This is a genomic window from Methylobacterium frigidaeris (assembly GCF_022179185.1).
Taxonomy (GTDB): domain Bacteria; phylum Pseudomonadota; class Alphaproteobacteria; order Rhizobiales; family Beijerinckiaceae; genus Methylobacterium; species Methylobacterium frigidaeris.
In genome coordinates this window covers 77,416-94,123 of record NZ_BPQJ01000016.1, presented here as the reverse complement: position 1 = coordinate 94,123, position 16,708 = coordinate 77,416, and the positions used below count along the sequence as shown (strand labels likewise).

The window sequence follows — 16,708 nt, the reverse complement described above, 5'->3', positions numbered from 1 at the left end:
TGCCCGCGCTGCGGCGCCCGTCCGGCTTGGGGAGGCGCTCCCGGTCGGTGCAGGATCTGTGGCTGCAGCCTGGCGGCACCCCGTCCGCCGGACCCTCGGGGGACCGCGGGCTTTTCCGAATACGCGGCTGCACGGCTCGCGGGTTGGCCTACCGACGTTCCCCTCTTGGACGAAATGGACCTTAAGGAAGCGGTTCCTCAGATGGAACGGCTCGGCCTGGTCATCACGGGGCCTCTATCCGCCCTCAAGCCACGCCGGGACACCGCGGCCGCCGCGGAGATCCGGGAAGTCGCGTTTCGCGCGCTGGCGTCCTGGCCGACGCAGTTCGAGGCGGCGCTCGACCGTGGGCTCACCCGGTCGCGGGGTGGACGGACCGGGACCGGACTGACGGGGACGTACGGCTGGGCTTACGAGCACTGGGCGGCGAAGCTCGAACATGCCTCGGTTTTCGGGTCCGCGGTGCGGTCGGCGATGCGTGGCCACGCAATCAAGCACGGGGTGATCTCCGACCGGGAGGGCGCGCTGCTCTCGACGCCGTCGCCGCGCGATCCCGGGATCTCAGGAGCCGCGCGCTCGATGGGGTGGGGCTTCGCGCGCGTCAAGCGGGAGGCATCCCGACGTGGCTTGGTCCCGCGCGGTGCGCGTCGGGGCGTCGGCATCCGGATCTCCTCGCAAGAGGTCTCTACCATCCTGAGGGAGCAAGCCGAGCTCGTCGGCATCGACGAGGCATCCCGCCTGCTCGGCATCGGCAAGTCGCAGGCGGGCAGGATCGCCGCGGCCGGTCTGCTCGGCCCGTTCGAGGCCAAGCCCACTCGCATCCGCCGGGAGGCGTGCGAGGATCTGGTTCGTCGCCTCGCGGCCGGCGCGAACCGGCTCGAAGCGCGACCGGGCGGCATCCTCCCGCTCCCGGCGGCCTGCCAGGCCGCCGGGGTCCCGCTCGACCACGCCTGCCGTCGCATCCTCGCGGGTGACGTGTCGCCCGCCGGCGTGGTCGGCGACGGCCGTACGCTGGCGCAAGTCCTCGTCGATCCGAAGGCGCTCAAGCCGGGGCGCCCCGACGGCAATGTAAGCATCGAGCAGGCGGCGGCGGAACTGCGCCTGCACCACCAGGCCGCGCGCCATCTTGCGCGCGTGGGGCTGCTGGGGCGGCGATGCGGTTCGGCGACGCGGGTCGACCGCGCTGGACTGGCCCGGTTCCGTGATGCATACGTGACCGGAAGCGAGGCAGCTGCCATGTTCGGCACCTCGCCGAAAGCCGTCGTCTCGCGGCTCGGGCGGCTCTCCGTCGTCCCTGTCGCCGCCCCGCCGGCGTGCAGGCAGGTCATCTTCCGGCGGGCCGACGTGGAGACGGCATTCCACGCGGTCCCCGGGTCCGCCGCGACGGACGTGCCGCTTGCCCGAGGAGTTGCCGAAGCCCGCTCGCGACCGACGCAAGAGGGATGAGGAGTTCGAACCGCGCGCGTTGCGCGTGCGCTTCCGGCCCGAGCCGGCATACTCGTTGTTCGGTCGGCTGGCCGCCAGGAACGGCGAGACATCCTGCCGCGCCTTCGCCGCCGAGGTCGGGCTTCGGTATTTCGGGGAGGTCCTGGCCGGCCGGAGGGTCGAGGCGGTCGAGAACCTCGCGGGTCTGGCCGGATCGGACATCGCCCGCTACACCGCCGTGAGCTCGGGGCCACGTCAGGTGGTGGTCCTGAACGGTGAGACGCTCCTGGCGAGGTCCTGGGCGCCGAAGAAGCGACGGTATTGCCCGCGCTGCCTGGGAGGCGACCTGCGGGGAACGGTCGAGAATGACGGCCCGCGACCCTTCCGCCCATATCGCCGCGCTTGGTGGGACGTGGTCCATGTCGACAATTGTCCGATCCATTGTTGCGAGCTCCTGCGCGCCTGTCCCGCGTGCGCCGAGCCCATCGACGCCGACTGCGCTTGGCCCTGGCGATGCCGGTGCGGGGGGGACCTGACGAACGCGGCCGCCATCCCGCGTTCGCCGAACGAGTGCTCGTTGGACCGATACGTGGTCGGGCGTCTCGGCGGATGCGAGCCGCTCCCGTCGCGTATCCTGGACGGCGTCACGCTGGAGGCGGCTATCTGGGCGGCCTTTTACGTCGGCTGGATTGCGGACCACGGCCGAGCGCTCGACATGCGCCGGGCCGACCACGCCACCAAGGCGGCGGCGCGCCGGCGCGGATTGGAGCTTCTCGCGGATTGGCCGCTGTCGTTCGAGGCGCTTCTCGATGCCATGGTCGAGGACGTGCCGTCACGCGACATGCAGAGCCTATCGCCACGGACCGCGTATGGCGCCCTCTCGATGTGGCTGGCCCGGTCTCCGGAAGGGTCGCTTGAGCCTCTGCGGGCAGCCGTCCGCAACCATGCCGAGAAGTCGAGGCGGTCCGCTCCGTCCGGAGTGACCTTTACCGAAGCCGCCAACCAGTTGGGGGTGACGCGCAAAACGCTCGTCGCGGTCGCCGAGCAACTTGGTCTTCTCCCTTCGGGCACCGATCTTCGGTCCAGGATCGTGATCGACGAGGAGGCGGTTTCCAAGGTTCGCGACCTGTTAACACGAACATTGGGGCAACGGCACGCCGCCAGGTTCCTCGGGATCAGCGTCCCGGCCTTCCAGCGCTTGGTCGATGCCGGCGTAGTCGCCACCCACGATCCGGTCGTGACTGGCCGCCGCGACAGGACCTACTCACCGCAGGAGCTTGAGCACCTGCTTGGCCGGCTATCCGGCGATGTCCCCGAATGCCATGACCTGGTGGGGGACCTGGCAGGATTGCCGGCGGCATCGTTCAAGGGACGGGTCGGATTGGACCGTCTGCTCCCGGCCGTCCTCGACGGCCGCGTGAGGCCCAGGGGAAGGTTGCCGTCCGCCCCGGGACTGCAGGGTATCCTCGTATCCGTGGGGGAGGTCGTCGCCCTGCACGGGCATCGCTCCGACAGCATGCTGCTGGAGGAAGCCGCGAAGCGGTTCGGCGTCAACTACTGGGGTTTCCGCGGGTTGGTCCGATCCGGACTGATCCCCGGACGACAGGCTCTCGGCCGAACGAATAAGCGCTGGTGGGTGCGAAGGGCTGATTTCGAACGCTTCTGTGATGAATACGGCACCGTTCGCCATCTCGCCGAACGATACGATCTATCGCGCATCGTGACGCGCGCCATCATCGACAAGCTCGGCCTGAAACATGCTCCGGTTCCGCCAGGGCACTTCGTTGAGGTGTATCGGTTCCGCGACGTCGAGGCTGCCCTGACCGGTTCGCAGGAGGCGCGGGACCATAGGGCTCGACGAAAACGGCGTCCTAAGCGTCCGCTCAAGTGATTGGTTCGACGTCATGGCGCTTCGGCGCCGACAGGCTCCTCACCGATTTGGGTGAAAAACGGCAAAGTTCCCGACGCAATCGGGTATAGCCTCCCGATAGGATATAGGTTAAAACTCCAAAATTCCTCATATTTTTCAAGAGCGCTGAGAAAGCGCTTATGGGAACAGGCAGACACGACCATGCAGGCGGCCGAGCTCGCGCCCTTTTCCGACTACGTCCTGCCGGAGGCGACCCTGCCGGAGCTGCCGGGGCATTACCGCGGCAAGGTACGGGACAATTACGACCTGCCCGATGGGCGGCGCATCCTGATCACCAGCGACCGGTTGAGCGCCTTCGACCGGGAGCTGGCGGCGATCCCGCTCAAGGGCCAGGTCCTGACCCAGACCGCGCGCTACTGGTTCGAGAAGACGCGGGACATCTGCGACAACCACGTGCTCGCCTATCCGGACCCGAACGTGGTGGTGGGCCGCCGGCTCACCATCCTGCCGGTCGAGATCGTGGTGCGCGGCTACCTCGCCGGCAGCACCGGGACCTCGATCCTGACCCTCTACAAGGCCGGGCAGCGCGAGATGTACGGCCACCGGCTGCCGGACGGGATGCGCCCGCACCAGGCGCTGCCGCAGCCGATCATCACGCCGACCACCAAGGCCGGCCACGGCGACCACGACGCGCCGCTTTCCGAGGCCGAGATCCTGGGGCAGGGGCTGCTGACGGACAGCCAGTGGCGCATTCTGTCTGAGACGGCGCTGGCACTGTTCGCCCGCGGCCAGGCGCTGGCGGCCGAGCGCGGCCTGATCCTCGCCGACACCAAGTACGAGTTCGGCCTGGATGCCGACGGGCGGATCGTGCTGGCCGACGAGATCCACACCCCCGACAGCAGCCGCTACTGGTTCGCGAAGAGCTACCCCGAGCGCTTCGAGGCCGTCACCCAGCCGGAGAGCTTCGACAAGGACGTAGTCCGCCACTGGGTCGCGGCCCGCTGCGACCCCTACCGCGATCCCGTGCCGGAGATTCCGCCCGAGGTGGTCCTGCACACCGCCGCCACCTACGTCAGCGCCTTCGAGACCATCACGGGCGAGCGCTTCGCCCTGCCGGACACCGGCGAGCCGCCGCTGGCGCGCATCCGCCGCAACATCGCGGCGTTCCTGGCGCAGTAGAGCATCGGCCCTGCAAGACGGGGTGACGACGGCGGGGCGACGGGGCCCGGCGCACCACGCGATTCAACCCGCGGAACGCCGTCCCTTCCGGCGCGACCTGCAACATCGTTCCGCTCACCGCACCCTGTGCACGATTGTGCTTGTCGGGCGCGGTTCGGCCCGGTATGACCCTGACCGCACAGAAAAAAGGCCGCCCTTGCGAGGCGGCCCGAAGTCTAGGGAGGAAACGCCCAAAGAGGGCTGCACCGTCGCGACGCCATCGCTGCGGTGCGAAGTCGTTGTCTCATGCTGCATCGCACAAAGCAATCGTCCCGCGTCGCGCGACCGCCATGCTCGGCGCGCATGACCTTGGTCGCACGCGCATCCTCGGAGGACGGATGGTCGGGGTTCGACGCGGTGCACGGCCCATCGGCGCCGCGGCGCTTCCGGCTCTCCTGACGACCGCCGCGTGGGCGGAGCCCGCTGCCGTCACGGTTCCGGGTCCGGACGGAATCGCGCTGCAAGGGCAGCTCTCTCGGCCCGCCGGCCAGGGACCGTTCCCCGCCATCGTCGCGCTGCGCGGCTGCGGCGGCCTGTTCGAGCGGGCCGGCTCGCTCGCCGAGCGCCACGCCGATTGGGGCGAGCGCTTGTCCGCGCAGGGCTTCGTGGTGCTGTTTCCCGACAGCTTCGGCTCCCGCAGCCTCGGGCCGCAATGCCGGGTCTCCCGCCGCGCGGCCCGGCGGCGAGCGCATCGCGGATACCGAAGCCGCGCAGGCCTGTCTGGTCAGCCGTCCCGACGTGCAGACGAAGGCGGTCTCGCTGCTCGGCTGGTCCAACGGCGGCTCGACGGTACTGGCGGCGATCCGCGCCGGACCGCGGATTACGCCTTTGCCCGCGCCGTCGCGTTCTATCCGGGCTGCTGCCGCGCCACCCTGGAGCAGGGCTGGCGCAACCGCATGCCGCTGCTCATCCTGGTCGGCGGCGCCGATGACTGGACCGGCGCCGCGCCCTGCCGCGCCCTGGCCGAGGCGGCAAGGGGACGGGGCGAGCCGGTCGAAATCACGGTCTATCCCGGCGCAGTGCACGATTTCGATGCCTCCGACCGGCTGGTCCGCGAGCGGCGCGGACCGACGCACTGGTGCGCGTCCCGGCCTATCTCACCCGCTGAAATCTACCGCCGCAGGTCCATCTTCCGCAGGCCCCACAGCGTCAGCAGGGCGGCCGCGACGGCGAAGGGCGCCGCCCCGACCACCGCGGCGACCGCCTCCGAGCCGATCAGCGCCCCGAGGCCCTTCACCAGGGCCATCAGCAGCAGGAAGCCGCTGACGCAGGCGAGGAGCAGGATCGCGCCGCCCCACAGAGTCCAACCCGAGACGACCCGAACGATCCGGTCGACCTCGTCGGAGAACAGCGTGATCTCCTTGACGGCCAGGCTGCTGGCGAGGCGGACGGCCTCGGCGACCAACCTGATCGTGCTCACCTGCCGGTCCGACCGCACCACCCACGCTCCCGCTTCGCCGCCACCGGGCATCGGTGAGGCGAGCGGAAACGCCCGAGCTTGGCCGTCGTTCCGAGTATCCCGCCAGCCGTCCCGGCCCCTCCGGCGATCAGGCCGGCTTGAGTGGGCAGCTCTGGCGGGCGAGCAGCCGCCATGGGCCCCCGTCCTTGAGCCAGACCTGCATCACCGCGATGTAGGAGCGGCCGGTCTCGCCGTTGGGCAGGATGTCGGCGCCATCCCAGACGTGGCGGACCAGGGCGTTGTCGCCGACGACCTGGATCCACTGCTCGGAGAAGGTCAGCGACTTGTAGTTGGTCTTGCCGGCGAGGCTGGCGATGAACTGGGGCTTGGTCTCGATCTTGCGGCCGCTCGAATGGCCGTAGCTCATCTGCGGATGAGTGAGGGCGTCGAGTGCCTTGGCGTCGCCCTCCACGATCGCGACCCGCAGGGCCTCAAGCTGGCGGGCCACCGCCTCGCTCTCGTCCGCGGCGTGCGCCGTCACCGATCCAGCCGCCAGCACCGGCATCGCCAGACCCACCGTCATGCCCGCCAACAGGACCCGCCGCGAGCAGTTCTCCGTCTCCACCATGAGCGTCCTCCCGTTCACGCGGTCGCCGTCGGGTTGATCCCGCCGGCGCCGCGCCGCCCGAGTTTAGCCCGGAGGCCGGGCCCTCGCCACCGGGACGACACGAAGGAGAGAGCGGGAATCATTCGTGAAGGGCGGGGGCTGGCATGGTCAGCGATGGTAAGGAACGATCCCCCCGGTGGCGGTGGGGCCGCCAGCGGCGGCACGGGCCGAGTCGAGCTCCCCCTGGCAGGGCGGGCTGACGCTGGCATAGTTCCGGCGCAGGCAGGCCTCGATGCGCCGCGTGTTGGGCACGTCGCTCGCGCACAGCGTCATCGCGTCCGTCATGCAGGCCAGGCGCTGGCGCTCGGTTCCTTGCGCACTCGCCCGCCCGACGGGCGACAGAAGCACGATGACCGCCGCCAAGGCGACGGTGCGGGTCAACGGCATCGACATTCGACCTCTCCGGCTCATTCCGGAGGGTCAACTCCAAGCCTGGCCTTCCGGTTCGCGACGTGGAGGATTGCGTTGCCCACAAGGACGGCGAGCCGGCCTGGATCGCGCCCCGCGCGTCGCCCTGCGGCCCACCCAGGACAGGGCTCCTAGGAAATTCCCCAGTACGGCTGCGCCGTCAGAGCATGGAGAAAGGGTCCGAGACAAGGAGCCTGTCCCCATGATCCACGTCGTCACCGCCGCCAACCAGGATCGCTACGCCGCCGAGATGGAGGAGGTCTGGCGCCTGCGCCACCGCGTCTTCGTCGAGGAGAAGGGGTGGAATGCCCTGCGCCGCCCGGACGGGCGCGAGATCGACCAGTTCGACACCGCCCACGCGGCCCATTTCCTGGCGATCGAGAACGGCCAGGTGATCGGCTACAGCCGGCTCCTGCCGACGACCCGGCCGCACCTGCTCTCCGACGTGCTGCCGGAGCTGTGCGAGGGCGACCGGCCGGCCGGCCCGCAGATCTGGGAATGGACCCGCCAGGCGGTGGCGCCGAGCCACCGCACCCGCGGCAAGAACCACCCGGTCACCCTCGAGGTGATGACCGGCATCGTCGAGTGGGGCCTGGAGAACGGGGTGACCTGCTTCCTCGCCCAGATGCCGATCCTCTACCTGCTCCACGTCCTCCAGCTGCATTTCCGGGCCGTGCCGCTAGGCGTGCCGGCCGAGATCGACGGCGAGCGGATCATCGCGGTGGAGGCCCGCTTCGACGCCCGCACCCTGCGCAAGCTGCAGGAGATCCGGGGCACCCAGGCCTCCGTCCTGGCCCCGACCTCGCCGACCTACCTGATGGCCTGAGAGGGCGGCCCCCGAGAACACCGCCAAGAACACCGCCAAGAACCAACATGAAGAACCAACACGAGAGGCAGCGAGAGAGATCATGACCAGCCGCACCCCGCCGACGATCGACGAAATGGCCGATATCCTGCCACCCCTGGTCCGGGCGCTGAGCGAGATCGTCGACATGATGGAGGGTCTGGTGGACGTGGCCTGCCACGCCACCAACGTCCAGGAGACCACCGCCGACACCCTGGCCGATCTCGGCCACACCCTGACGGAGTACGCGCACACCCTCATGCAGGAGGCGACGGAGCGCCGCCGCACCGGCCGCGGCAACGTTCCCCTGACGCTGCGGACGGCCCCCGCGACCGCGGACGAGCCCCTGCCGGCGGCGTGACGGTCACGCCGCGTCGCCGCAGGCGCAGGCCTGCCGGTAGCCGAAGGCCCGGCCCAGGGCGAGGCGCCCGCCGGGGGTCACCGCGACGGCCCGGCTGCCCTCGCTCCGGCGCAGCCAGCCCCGGTCGAGGCAGGTCGCCAGCAGGGCCGCCCCGAGAGCACCGGCGATGTGGGGCCGGCGCTCGCTCCAGTCGAGGCAGGGGCGGCAGAACACCCGCCGACCGGACGCCGCATCGAGATCGACCCCGAGGCCGCGCAGGAAGACCTCGCCCGCCGGCGTGAGGGCACCGCCATCCTCCCCGAGTTCGACCGCGCCGCGCGCCACGAGGGAATCCGCCATCGCGACGGCGAGGCGGCCGGCGAGGTGATCGTAGCAGGTCCGGGCCTCGCGCAGGGCGGCGTCCCGGGGGCCAGGAGAGCGGATCGATGGAGCCCGGGTTGCGGCCGGCCGGGCGGCGTCCGGCATCGAGGCGACCGCCATCACGCCCTCCAGCATCCGGGCCACCGCTGGGGAGGCGAGGCGGTGATAGCGGTGGCGGCCCTGGCGCGCGACCGTGAGGAGGCCGGCCTCCGCGAGCTTCGCGAGGTGGCCGCTCGCGGTCTGCGGCGTGACGCCGGCGGCGCGGGCGAGTTCCGCCGCTGTGAGCGCGCGGCCGTCCATCAGCACCGTCAGCATGCCGGCACGGGCCGGATCGCCCACCAGGGCGGCGGTGCGGGCGAAGGCGGCGACGGTCACCATGGCAAGCTCCTTGGGCAGGCTCCTCCCGGATCTCCCTTGTAGGGCATGGAGAGGCCGGACGCTTCGGCGATGGCCGAAGCATGGGTTGGGTCGCCGGGCCCCGGCCGAAGCCTGCTGCGGGACGCTTCGGCCGGAACCGAATCACGGCGGCCGGGGGCTGAGCGAGGATCGTCCCGTCCCAATGGGAAGCGCTCGCCATGCTGCCACTGATTCGCCGCCTCCTCGTCCTCTGCCGCCCAGGCGCCCCCGGGAGTGGCCCGCCCGGGGAGGGCGCCCTGTCACGACACCTGCGTCAGCGCCGCGACCGCACGAGGTTGACCTGGCTCGACGACCGGTTGCTGCGCGACATGGGCCTGCGGCGCGAGGTCTCGCCGGCCGGCCTCGACTTCGTGCCCCTGTCATCGGCCGATCCGAACGGGGGGCCAAGACCGGCGAGACTGCCGCAGGATTGCCGGAGCCGGGACGAAACCGGGCCCGCGGCATCGTCTCCGCACAGCCGCGCTGCCCTCGACTGGTCATGATCATGCCGTGATCGCGCCGCCGTTCCGGGGCCTGTGGGGCGACGCTCCGATCGTGAGCCGGCGGTGTTTCCCGTTTGCATCAGATCGCTTGTATCTGACTGCCCGGCGCGAGGATTGGTTTACGAACCGTATCCACGCCCCGCCTTCGCCACATTCCGCCCCAAGCTTGACCTCGAGCGCGGCCATTCCGGCCGTGCCCGGCCAATGCAACGAGAGGGGCCTGCATGACGCGGAACCGGACTTTCCCCATCACCGCCGCCCTCGCGGTTCTCGCCACGGCGCCGCATCTCGGCGCCTGCAGCCTGATGCCGGCCGGGGTCGACACGACGGGAAGCCTTCCGGACCGCAAGCAGCTCGCCGCCGTCACCAGCGCCGACCGGGACTGCCTCGCCCGCGCGATGTACTTCGAGTCCAACCGCTCGAGCGAGGAGGGCCTGCTCGCGGTTGGCACCGTGGTGATGAACCGGCTCGAGGCGCCGGCCTACCCGAACTCGATCTGCGGCGTCGTCGGCCAGAAGCGCCAGTTCGCCACCGGCGTGCTGCACAAGCCGATGCGTGATCGTGAGCGCGAGAAGGCCGAGCAGATCGCCGACGCGATCCTGGCCGGCGAGCGCCACGAGAAGGTCGGCGGCGCGATGTTCTTCCATACCGCCGGCTACACCTTCTCCTACCGCAACATGCACTACGTAGCGCTGGCCGGCGGTAACGCCTTCTACGAGAAGCGCCCGTGGTACGACCGCGAGGGCACGACGGCGCACCGGGCCCCGGCCGCCGCGACCCAGCTCGCTCAAGCCCAGTCCGGCTCGGCCGGCAGCGCCCGCTGGACCTCGCGCCCGGTCCGGGTCGCGCGCAACACCCAGCAGACCCCGCTCGCCGAGCTCGGCCCTGCCCGCAACATCTGCCGCGTCGCCGCCGCCGAGACCGGCCGCAGCCCGGGCTGATCCACCGGCAGAAGCCTGCCGTCACGCCAGCCGGTCGAGCCGCAGGCGGTGACGCGCATCGGTGAGCCGGCGCGACGCGGCGAGGACCGCCCCCGTCACCCCGAGGCCGCTCGCCCCCGCGAGCAGGAACAGGATCAGGATCTGCGACGCGGCCGCCCCTTGCGGGTCCTGCCCGGCGAGGATCTGGCCGGTCATCATCCCCGGGAGCGTGATCAGCCCCGCCGCCGCCATCTGGTTGAGCACCGGGATCAGCCCGGCCCGGACCGCGCTGCGGACCAGCGGTGCCAGCGCCTCGTTCCTCGTGGCGCCGAGCGCCAGGCGCGCCTCGATGCCCGCCCGCTCGCGCCGCACGGCTCCGGTGAAGCCGTTGAGCCCGATCGCGATCCCGCTCATCACCGAACCCAGCACGATCCCGGCGAGGGGGATCAGCGCGTGCGGGTCCCACCAGGGATGCGGGCGTAAGGACGCGAGGCCGACCGCGACGGCGACGACCGTCGCCCCCGCGCCCACGGCGCCGCCGAGCGCGTAGCGCCACGGACCCCGGAGGGGCCGCTCCTGCCGGGCGCCGATCTCGTAGGCGGCGGCGAGCGCCATCACGGCGACCACCCCGACCACGGGCCCCGGCGCCCCGAGGCCGAACACCGTGCGCAACACCAGCCCGACCAGGGTGAGCTGCGCCACCAGCCGGCAGGCCGCGACCAGGATCGTTCGGGCGAGACCGAGACCGAGGGCCGCCGACAGGCCGGCATTGACGAGGACGAAGCCCGCCCCGAGGGCGAGATCGAGAGGCCCGGGCGAAGGAATCATGCGGATCGGATCAGAGGGGGCGCCCGCCCGCCACCGCGAGCCGGCGGGTGGTCAGGCGCGTCACCTGGGCGGGATCGTGGGAGACGAGGACGACGCTCAGCCCGGCGGCGCGGCGGGCCTCGATCACCGCCTCGGCGCCCCGCACGCTGTCGGGGTCGAGGGAGGCGGTCGGCTCGTCGAGGAGCAGCACCCGCGGCCCGCCGGCCAGCGCCCGCAGCAGGGCGAGGCGCTGGCGCTCGCCGGTGGAGAGCCGCGCCACCGGCCAGCCGAAAACCTCCGGCGGCAGGAGCAGGGCCATGCGCTCGGGATCGAGGCGGGCGGGCGCGTCGGCGGAAAAGTGCTCGGCCACGGTCTCGGCCCACCAGCCGGGCTCGGCGGCGAGATAGGTCACCTGCCTGCGCCAGAGCGGCGCCGGCATCGCCTCCCGGTCGATCCCGTCGAGGCTGACCCGGCCCTCGGACGGGTCGAGATCGGCGATCATGCGCAGCAGCACGCTCTTGCCCGCCCCCGAAGGCCCCGTGACCGCGCAGGCCTCGCCCGGCGCGAGCGCCAGGTCGAAGGGCCCGAAGTCGAAGGGCCCGAAACGGTCGCGGCGGAGGGACTCGATGCGGAGCATGGGCGGCGCGGCGGCAGGTCCTGCTTGATGTGCGGGAGGCGCGCGCGGAACGCAACGGCTCCGCTGCGGTTTGAGTTGGCCACGGATGATTCGGGAGGATGGAACGTGGCTGCAGGAGACTTGGCTGCGGGAAATTTGGCGGCAGGAGCGGGAACGGCGCGGAGCGCCGGGACGGGTGTGGTGCGCACCGACGTGCCGGCCCGGATGGACCGGCTGCCCTGGAGCCGCTTCCACCTGCTGCTGGTCATCGCGCTCGGCATCACCTGGGTGCTCGACGGGCTCGAGGTCACCATCGTCGGGGCGATCGGCCCGGTGCTGCAGGATCAGCGGGCGCTCGGCCTCACCCTCCAGCAGATCGGCGCCTCAGCCTCGTTCTACGTCGTCGGCGCGGTGGTCGGCGCCCTGGTCTTCGGCTGGCTCACCGACCGGTTCGGGCGCCGCCTCGTCTTCTATGCCACGCTGATGATCTATGTCGGCGGCGTCATCGCTAGCGCGCTCGCCTGGGATTTCTGGAGCTTCGCGCTGTTTCGCCTCGTCACCGGGCTCGGCATCGGCGGCGAGTACGCGGCGATCAATTCCGCCATCGACGAGCTGATCCCCGCCAAGTATCGCGGTCGGGTCGACCTCATCGTCAACGGCAGCTTCTGGATCGGCGCCGCGGCGGGGGCGGGGGCCTCGCTGCTCCTCCTCGACCCCAACCTCCTCGACCCGGATTTCGGCTGGCGCCTCGGCTTCGGCATCGGCGGCGTGCTCGGCCTGTTCATCCTGTTCCTGCGCCGCTACGTGCCCGAGAGCCCGCGCTGGCTCGTCACCCACGGCCGCGAGGCGGAGGCCGAGCGCACGGTAGCGGAGATCGAGCGCACGATCGAGGCCGAAACCGGGAAGACCCTGCCGAAGGCGGAAGGCATCCTCGAGGTACACCCCAAGAAGAGCTTCGGCTTCGGCGAGATCTTCGCCTCGATGGTGCACAAGCACCGCGGCCGCAGCATCCTGGCTCTGGTGCTGATGATCGCCCAGGCCTTCCTGTTCAACGCGGTGTTCTTCACCTACGGGCTGGTGCTGGCGAAGTTCTACGGCGTGCCGGAGAACCGGGCCGGCGTCTTCCTGGTGCCCCTCGCCATCGGCAACTTCCTCGGCCCCCTGCTTCTCGGCCACTTCTTCGACACGATCGGCCGGCGCCGGATGATCGCCGGCACCTTCGGCTTAAGCGGGGTGCTGCTGATGGGCACGGCGGTGGTGTTCGGCCTCGACCTGTTCACCGCCTGGACCCAGACCTTCGCCTGGATCGCGATCTTCTTCGTTGCCTCGGCGGCCGCGAGTTCCGCCTACCTCACGGCGAGCGAGATCTTTCCGCTCGAGACCCGGGCCCTCGCCATCGCGGTGTTCTACGCGCTCGGCACCGGCGCCGGCGGCGTGATGGCGCCCTGGCTCTTCACCCACCTGATCGAATCCGGCCAGCACTGGGCCTTGGCCGGGGGCTATGCGGGGGCGGCCCTGCTCCTGGTGCTCGCGGCAGTGACGGAGTGGCGGCTGGGGGTCGATGCGGAGGGCAAGTCGCTGGAGAGTATCGCGGATCCGTTGTCGAAGGCGGGGTGAGGGGGTGTCGGGGCCGGACGGCGTCGCCCCCCCGCACAGGTGATACCGCCGCGCCTTCGAACGGACGCGTTCGAAGGCGCCAGGCAAGCCCGAACGGGCGCCGGCGCTGATGCGCCGCTCGCCTTCGCATCGACGCGGCGATGCGAAGGCGCGAGGGTATGAGACGCCGTCAGTGCAGGGCCGCGGGCCGCTCCGCCTCGGTCGGCGGCACCGCTGCCTCGTCGATGAGCGCCGCGCGGATGCGGGTGAGGCGCAGCTCCGCCGCCTCGCGTCCGGCTTGCGCCGCCGTGGCGGCGTCCCGGGCCGCGCGGGTGTCGGCCATCACCTCGGCCAGCCGCTCCTCCAGCCGGCGCAGCCGGGCCCGTTCGGCGGACAGCCTGGCCTCGGCCGCGCCGGCCCGGGCCTCGGCCTCGGCCGCCGCCTGTCTGGCCTCGGTCGCTTCCTCCGCTGCAGCCTGCAGAGCCGACTCGACCCGGCCGAGCAGGGCGCCGACCTCGCGGCTGAGCCGGTCGGCGCGGGCTTCGGCCGCGGCAGCGCGGGCGGTGGAGGCGCGCACCGTTTCGGTCGCGCGGCGCAGCAGGCTCAGGATGGTTCCGGTATCGATCGGGGTGGCCATAGGGTCCGGTTTCTGGGCGTCCGGGATTCGGGCGGCGATTCCCCAAGGGGTGCCTGCCGGCGCGCCGCGGTCAAGGGTCCTCGCACCACCGCCCACAATCGCCAAATCCCTGCAGCGTGGACGCGTCACTCCGTGCGACCACCCCTGCGACCGATGCGCCCGTCCGGCGCGGTGCGGCGGAACCTAACATGGATCAAATCGATGCTCCCGGGGACTATCCCCGAGCGAGAAGGTGCCGTGCCATGTTCATGAGGATCGACCGCCTGCAGGCCGAGCTGCCGCAGCCCAAGAGGCCCGACCCGAATGCCGCCGCCGCCCTGCAGGAGCTGCTCGGCGGCAAGTACGGCGAGATGTCGACGCTCGGCAACTACATGTTCCAGAGCTTCAATTTTCGCGACAAGTCCAAGCTCCGGCCGTTCTACAGCCTGGTCTCGAGCATCTTCATGGAGGAGCTCGGCCATGTCGAGCTGGTCTCGACCGGTGTGGCGATGCTCAACAACGGCCCCGGCGACCCGACGCCTGATGTCGACGTGTCGAAGGCCCCATTCCACGACATGCAGGACGTTCGGCTGGCCGGAAGCTTCCTCAGCAACGGCGGCGGCGCGATGCCGATGAACTCGAACGCCGCGTCGTGGAACATGGACATGGTCACCACGACCGGAAACATCATCATCGACCTGCTGCACAACTTCCACCTCGAATGCGGCGCGCGCATCCACAAGCTCAGGGTCTACGAAACCCTGAAGGATCCGACCGGGCGCGAGGTCTGCGGCTACCTGCTGGTGCGGGGCTCGGTGCATGCCCACGCCTACGCGCTGGCGCTGAAGAAGCTCACGGGCGTGGCAATCGAGCAGATGCTGCCGACACCCAACATCAACCTCGACCGCATCCCGGAATGCCAGAAATACCTGCAGGAGGGCAGCCACCGTCGGCTCTACCGCTTCAACTCGCCGGACTACCCGGAGGCGGCCGGCGTGTGGTCGAACGACGAGGTCGCGCTGCCGGGCGATCCGCCAGGCAACCTCGAAGTGGTCGACGGCGCCCCCGAGGGTGGCAAGATTCCGGAGCTCGACGGCAATTACGGCGCCTTCGCGCCGAACTACAAGCCCGAGGAGATCTTCGAGATCGCGAGCAAGCTCTACAAGAAGAGCCGTTGAGACCAGGAGCCTTGTCCGACGCAGTCGATGCCGGTTCGTCGACGACACTGCGGCAACGCTGACGATCGAGAGCACAACCCGGTTGCACCATGATCGGGCCGTGCTCTCGATCGGGGCCGGTCAGGCCGGCCCCGATTCCTTGAGGATGTCGTCGAGGGCGCCCAGCACCTCGGCCATTTCCGGTCGCGCCGCCGGGTCGGGCCCGGCGCAGGCCTGCGCCAGGGCGTCGAGGGCCGGGTGAGCGAGGGGAGCAACCGCCCGCAGTTCCTCGAGGAGCAGCCCGAACGCCCGTACGTCGAGCCGCCGCAGGAACGCGCCCTCGCGGCCCGGTGGCAGAGCGGAGGCCGCACCGAGATCGCTCAGCACCGCCTCGCCGCGAGTCCCATCCCACAGGACGTTGTGACCGTAGAGGTCGCCGTGGCCGAAGCCCCTGGCATGCAGGTGGGCGGCGCCCGACGCCACCCCGCGGGCGAGGCGCAAGGCGGCCGTGGGCGTCAGGCGGAGATCCGGGTCGTAGACGTCGCGGCTGCAGCTCTCCAGGCTCGGAGGCCCGGCGAGCACCCGCCAGCCCTCCGGCAGGAGCGGCATCAGCAGCCCGTGCGCACCGTCCGGATGGTCGGCGAGGCGGCCGAGGCCGCCGGTGAGGTGCGGATGCGCGCCCGCCGCCAGGCAGGCCGCCATCTCGCGCTCGGGCAGGCCGTCGCTGGTCATCGCGCCCTTGAACAGCTTGAGGGCGACGGGCTGCGCCTCATCGGTTCCGTCCGGCCGCCACGCCGCCCGCATCACCCGTCCGGAGGCACCCTCGCCGAGGAGCGGGCCGAGCGCGAGATCGCGCCACGCGACGGGAGGCGCCGCGGGAGGGGACGGCGCCGCACGATCCTCGAACGGGTTGCCGGCCCAGGACAGCCAGGCCAGGCGCGGCAGGGCGGTCAGGCAGGCAGGCAGCGCCTCGAATGCGTTGGCGGCGATGCGCAGGAGTTCGAGGTTCCGCGCTCCCCCTAAGCTCTCCGGCAGGGCCCGCAGGCGATTGCCGGCCAGCATCAGCTTCTGCAAGCGCGGCCGGGCGCCCAATGCCTCGGGCAGGGCCGCGATGCGGTTGTCGGTGAGGGTGAGCCAGCGCAGGGCCGGAGCCAAGGATTCGGCCGGCACCTCGGCGATGCCGGAGCCACGAAACCCCACTTGGCTCAGGGCGGCGCAGTCGCCGAGGACCGGCGGCAGCCGCACGAAGCGGTTGCCGGAGCAGAACAGCACCCGCAGCCGGCGCAGCCGGCCGAGATCGGCGGGCAGCGTGGTCAGATCGTTCTGGCCGAGATCGAGGAGTTCGAGCGTGTCGGCAAGGCCGAGGATCTCGGGCGGCACCTCGGTCAGGCGCCCCTCCGGCCCGCCGGGAAGCCTAAGCTCCCGGGCTCCGGCGAGGTCGCCCCGGCGCAGCGCCTCGAGTCGCACGAGGGTCGCGGGCGGCAGGCTCATGCCCGCGGACCCGGGGCGCGCAAGCCCGAAGCGCAGAAGGGTGTCGGCATCGTCGTG

General features: G+C 71.2%; 16 protein-coding genes and 1 pseudogene. 9 read left to right on the top strand and 8 right to left on the bottom strand.

The genetic code is table 11. The annotated features are described in order from the left end of the window. Positions 1-201 precede the first annotated feature (201 nt). From MFF64_RS17855 to MFF64_RS38160, 4 genes and pseudogenes are all read left to right on the top strand, one after another. The gene (locus tag MFF64_RS17855; RefSeq protein WP_238191794.1) at positions 202-1,443 is read left to right on the top strand and encodes a hypothetical protein; all 1,242 of its coding nucleotides are present in this window, start codon (positions 202-204) and stop codon (positions 1,441-1,443) included. After that, on the top strand, positions 1,394-3,313 hold the full coding sequence (locus tag MFF64_RS17850) for a TniQ family protein (protein WP_167858581.1): 1,920 nt from the start codon (positions 1,394-1,396) through the stop codon (positions 3,311-3,313). Before MFF64_RS17855 ends, MFF64_RS17850 begins: the two co-directional genes overlap by 50 nt. A gap of 180 nt (positions 3,314-3,493) precedes the next feature. Then, positions 3,494-4,471: a phosphoribosylaminoimidazolesuccinocarboxamide synthase gene (locus MFF64_RS17845; RefSeq protein ID WP_099899850.1), complete on the top strand. Its 978-nt coding sequence runs from the start codon at positions 3,494-3,496 to the stop codon at positions 4,469-4,471. Positions 4,472-4,635: 164 nt separating this feature from the next. Then, positions 4,636-5,496, top strand: a pseudogene (locus MFF64_RS38160) (dienelactone hydrolase family protein); the annotation flags it as partial. 125 nt (positions 5,497-5,621) lie between these two features. Here MFF64_RS38160 and MFF64_RS17835 read toward each other — a convergent pair. The 3 genes from MFF64_RS17835 to MFF64_RS17825 all read right to left on the bottom strand — a co-directional run bounded on the left by MFF64_RS17835 (position 5,622) and on the right by MFF64_RS17825 (position 6,969). Next, complete coding sequence (locus tag MFF64_RS17835) at positions 5,622-5,930, bottom strand: phage holin family protein (RefSeq protein ID WP_238191790.1); 309 nt, start codon at positions 5,928-5,930, stop codon at positions 5,622-5,624. Between the two features lie 127 nt (positions 5,931-6,057). Then, positions 6,058-6,537: a nuclear transport factor 2 family protein gene (locus MFF64_RS17830; RefSeq protein ID WP_099899854.1), complete on the bottom strand. Its 480-nt coding sequence runs from the start codon at positions 6,535-6,537 to the stop codon at positions 6,058-6,060. Positions 6,538-6,684: 147 nt separating this feature from the next. Further along, entirely contained in the window at positions 6,685-6,969 is a 285-nt protein-coding gene (locus MFF64_RS17825; RefSeq protein ID WP_099899856.1) for a hypothetical protein, read from the bottom strand. Positions 6,970-7,186: 217 nt separating this feature from the next. On the opposite strand from MFF64_RS17825, the gene MFF64_RS17820 reads away from it, so the two are divergent. Both MFF64_RS17820 and MFF64_RS17815 read left to right on the top strand, forming a co-directional pair. Continuing rightward, positions 7,187-7,810, top strand: coding sequence for an acyl-homoserine-lactone synthase (locus MFF64_RS17820; protein WP_099899858.1), 624 nt, complete (start codon positions 7,187-7,189; stop codon positions 7,808-7,810). Between the two features lie 82 nt (positions 7,811-7,892). Beyond that, positions 7,893-8,189, top strand: coding sequence for a hypothetical protein (locus MFF64_RS17815; RefSeq protein WP_099899861.1), 297 nt, complete (start codon positions 7,893-7,895; stop codon positions 8,187-8,189). Between the two features lie 3 nt (positions 8,190-8,192). Here the strand turns inward: MFF64_RS17815 and MFF64_RS17810 are convergent, their stop codons facing one another. Then, on the bottom strand, positions 8,193-8,927 hold the full coding sequence (locus MFF64_RS17810; protein WP_099899863.1) for an ArsR/SmtB family transcription factor: 735 nt from the start codon (positions 8,925-8,927) through the stop codon (positions 8,193-8,195). Positions 8,928-9,672: 745 nt separating this feature from the next. On the opposite strand from MFF64_RS17810, the gene MFF64_RS17805 reads away from it, so the two are divergent. Then, positions 9,673-10,389: a cell wall hydrolase gene (locus tag MFF64_RS17805; RefSeq protein ID WP_099899865.1), complete on the top strand. Its 717-nt coding sequence runs from the start codon at positions 9,673-9,675 to the stop codon at positions 10,387-10,389. 21 nt (positions 10,390-10,410) lie between these two features. On the opposite strand, the gene MFF64_RS17800 is transcribed toward MFF64_RS17805, so the two are convergent. Next, on the bottom strand, positions 10,411-11,196 hold the full coding sequence (locus tag MFF64_RS17800; protein WP_099899867.1) for an ABC transporter permease: 786 nt from the start codon (positions 11,194-11,196) through the stop codon (positions 10,411-10,413). 10 nt (positions 11,197-11,206) lie between these two features. Continuing rightward, positions 11,207-11,812, bottom strand: coding sequence for an ABC transporter ATP-binding protein (locus MFF64_RS17795; RefSeq protein ID WP_238191788.1), 606 nt, complete (start codon positions 11,810-11,812; stop codon positions 11,207-11,209). Between the two features lie 204 nt (positions 11,813-12,016). Here MFF64_RS17795 and MFF64_RS17790 point away from each other — a divergent pair, with 204 nt between their 5' ends. Continuing rightward, entirely contained in the window at positions 12,017-13,408 is a 1,392-nt protein-coding gene (locus MFF64_RS17790) for an MFS transporter (RefSeq protein WP_099903554.1), read from the top strand. A gap of 169 nt (positions 13,409-13,577) precedes the next feature. Here MFF64_RS17790 and MFF64_RS17785 read toward each other — a convergent pair whose 3' ends face one another. After that, positions 13,578-14,024, bottom strand: coding sequence for a hypothetical protein (locus MFF64_RS17785; RefSeq protein ID WP_099903552.1), 447 nt, complete (start codon positions 14,022-14,024; stop codon positions 13,578-13,580). Between the two features lie 242 nt (positions 14,025-14,266). On the opposite strand from MFF64_RS17785, the gene MFF64_RS17780 reads away from it, so the two are divergent. After that, positions 14,267-15,181: a manganese catalase family protein gene (locus MFF64_RS17780; protein WP_238191786.1), complete on the top strand. Its 915-nt coding sequence runs from the start codon at positions 14,267-14,269 to the stop codon at positions 15,179-15,181. 120 nt (positions 15,182-15,301) lie between these two features. On the opposite strand, the gene MFF64_RS17775 is transcribed toward MFF64_RS17780, so the two are convergent. After that, entirely contained in the window at positions 15,302-16,651 is a 1,350-nt protein-coding gene (locus MFF64_RS17775; RefSeq protein WP_238191784.1) for a leucine-rich repeat-containing protein kinase family protein, read from the bottom strand. Positions 16,652-16,708: the final 57 nt, after the last annotated feature.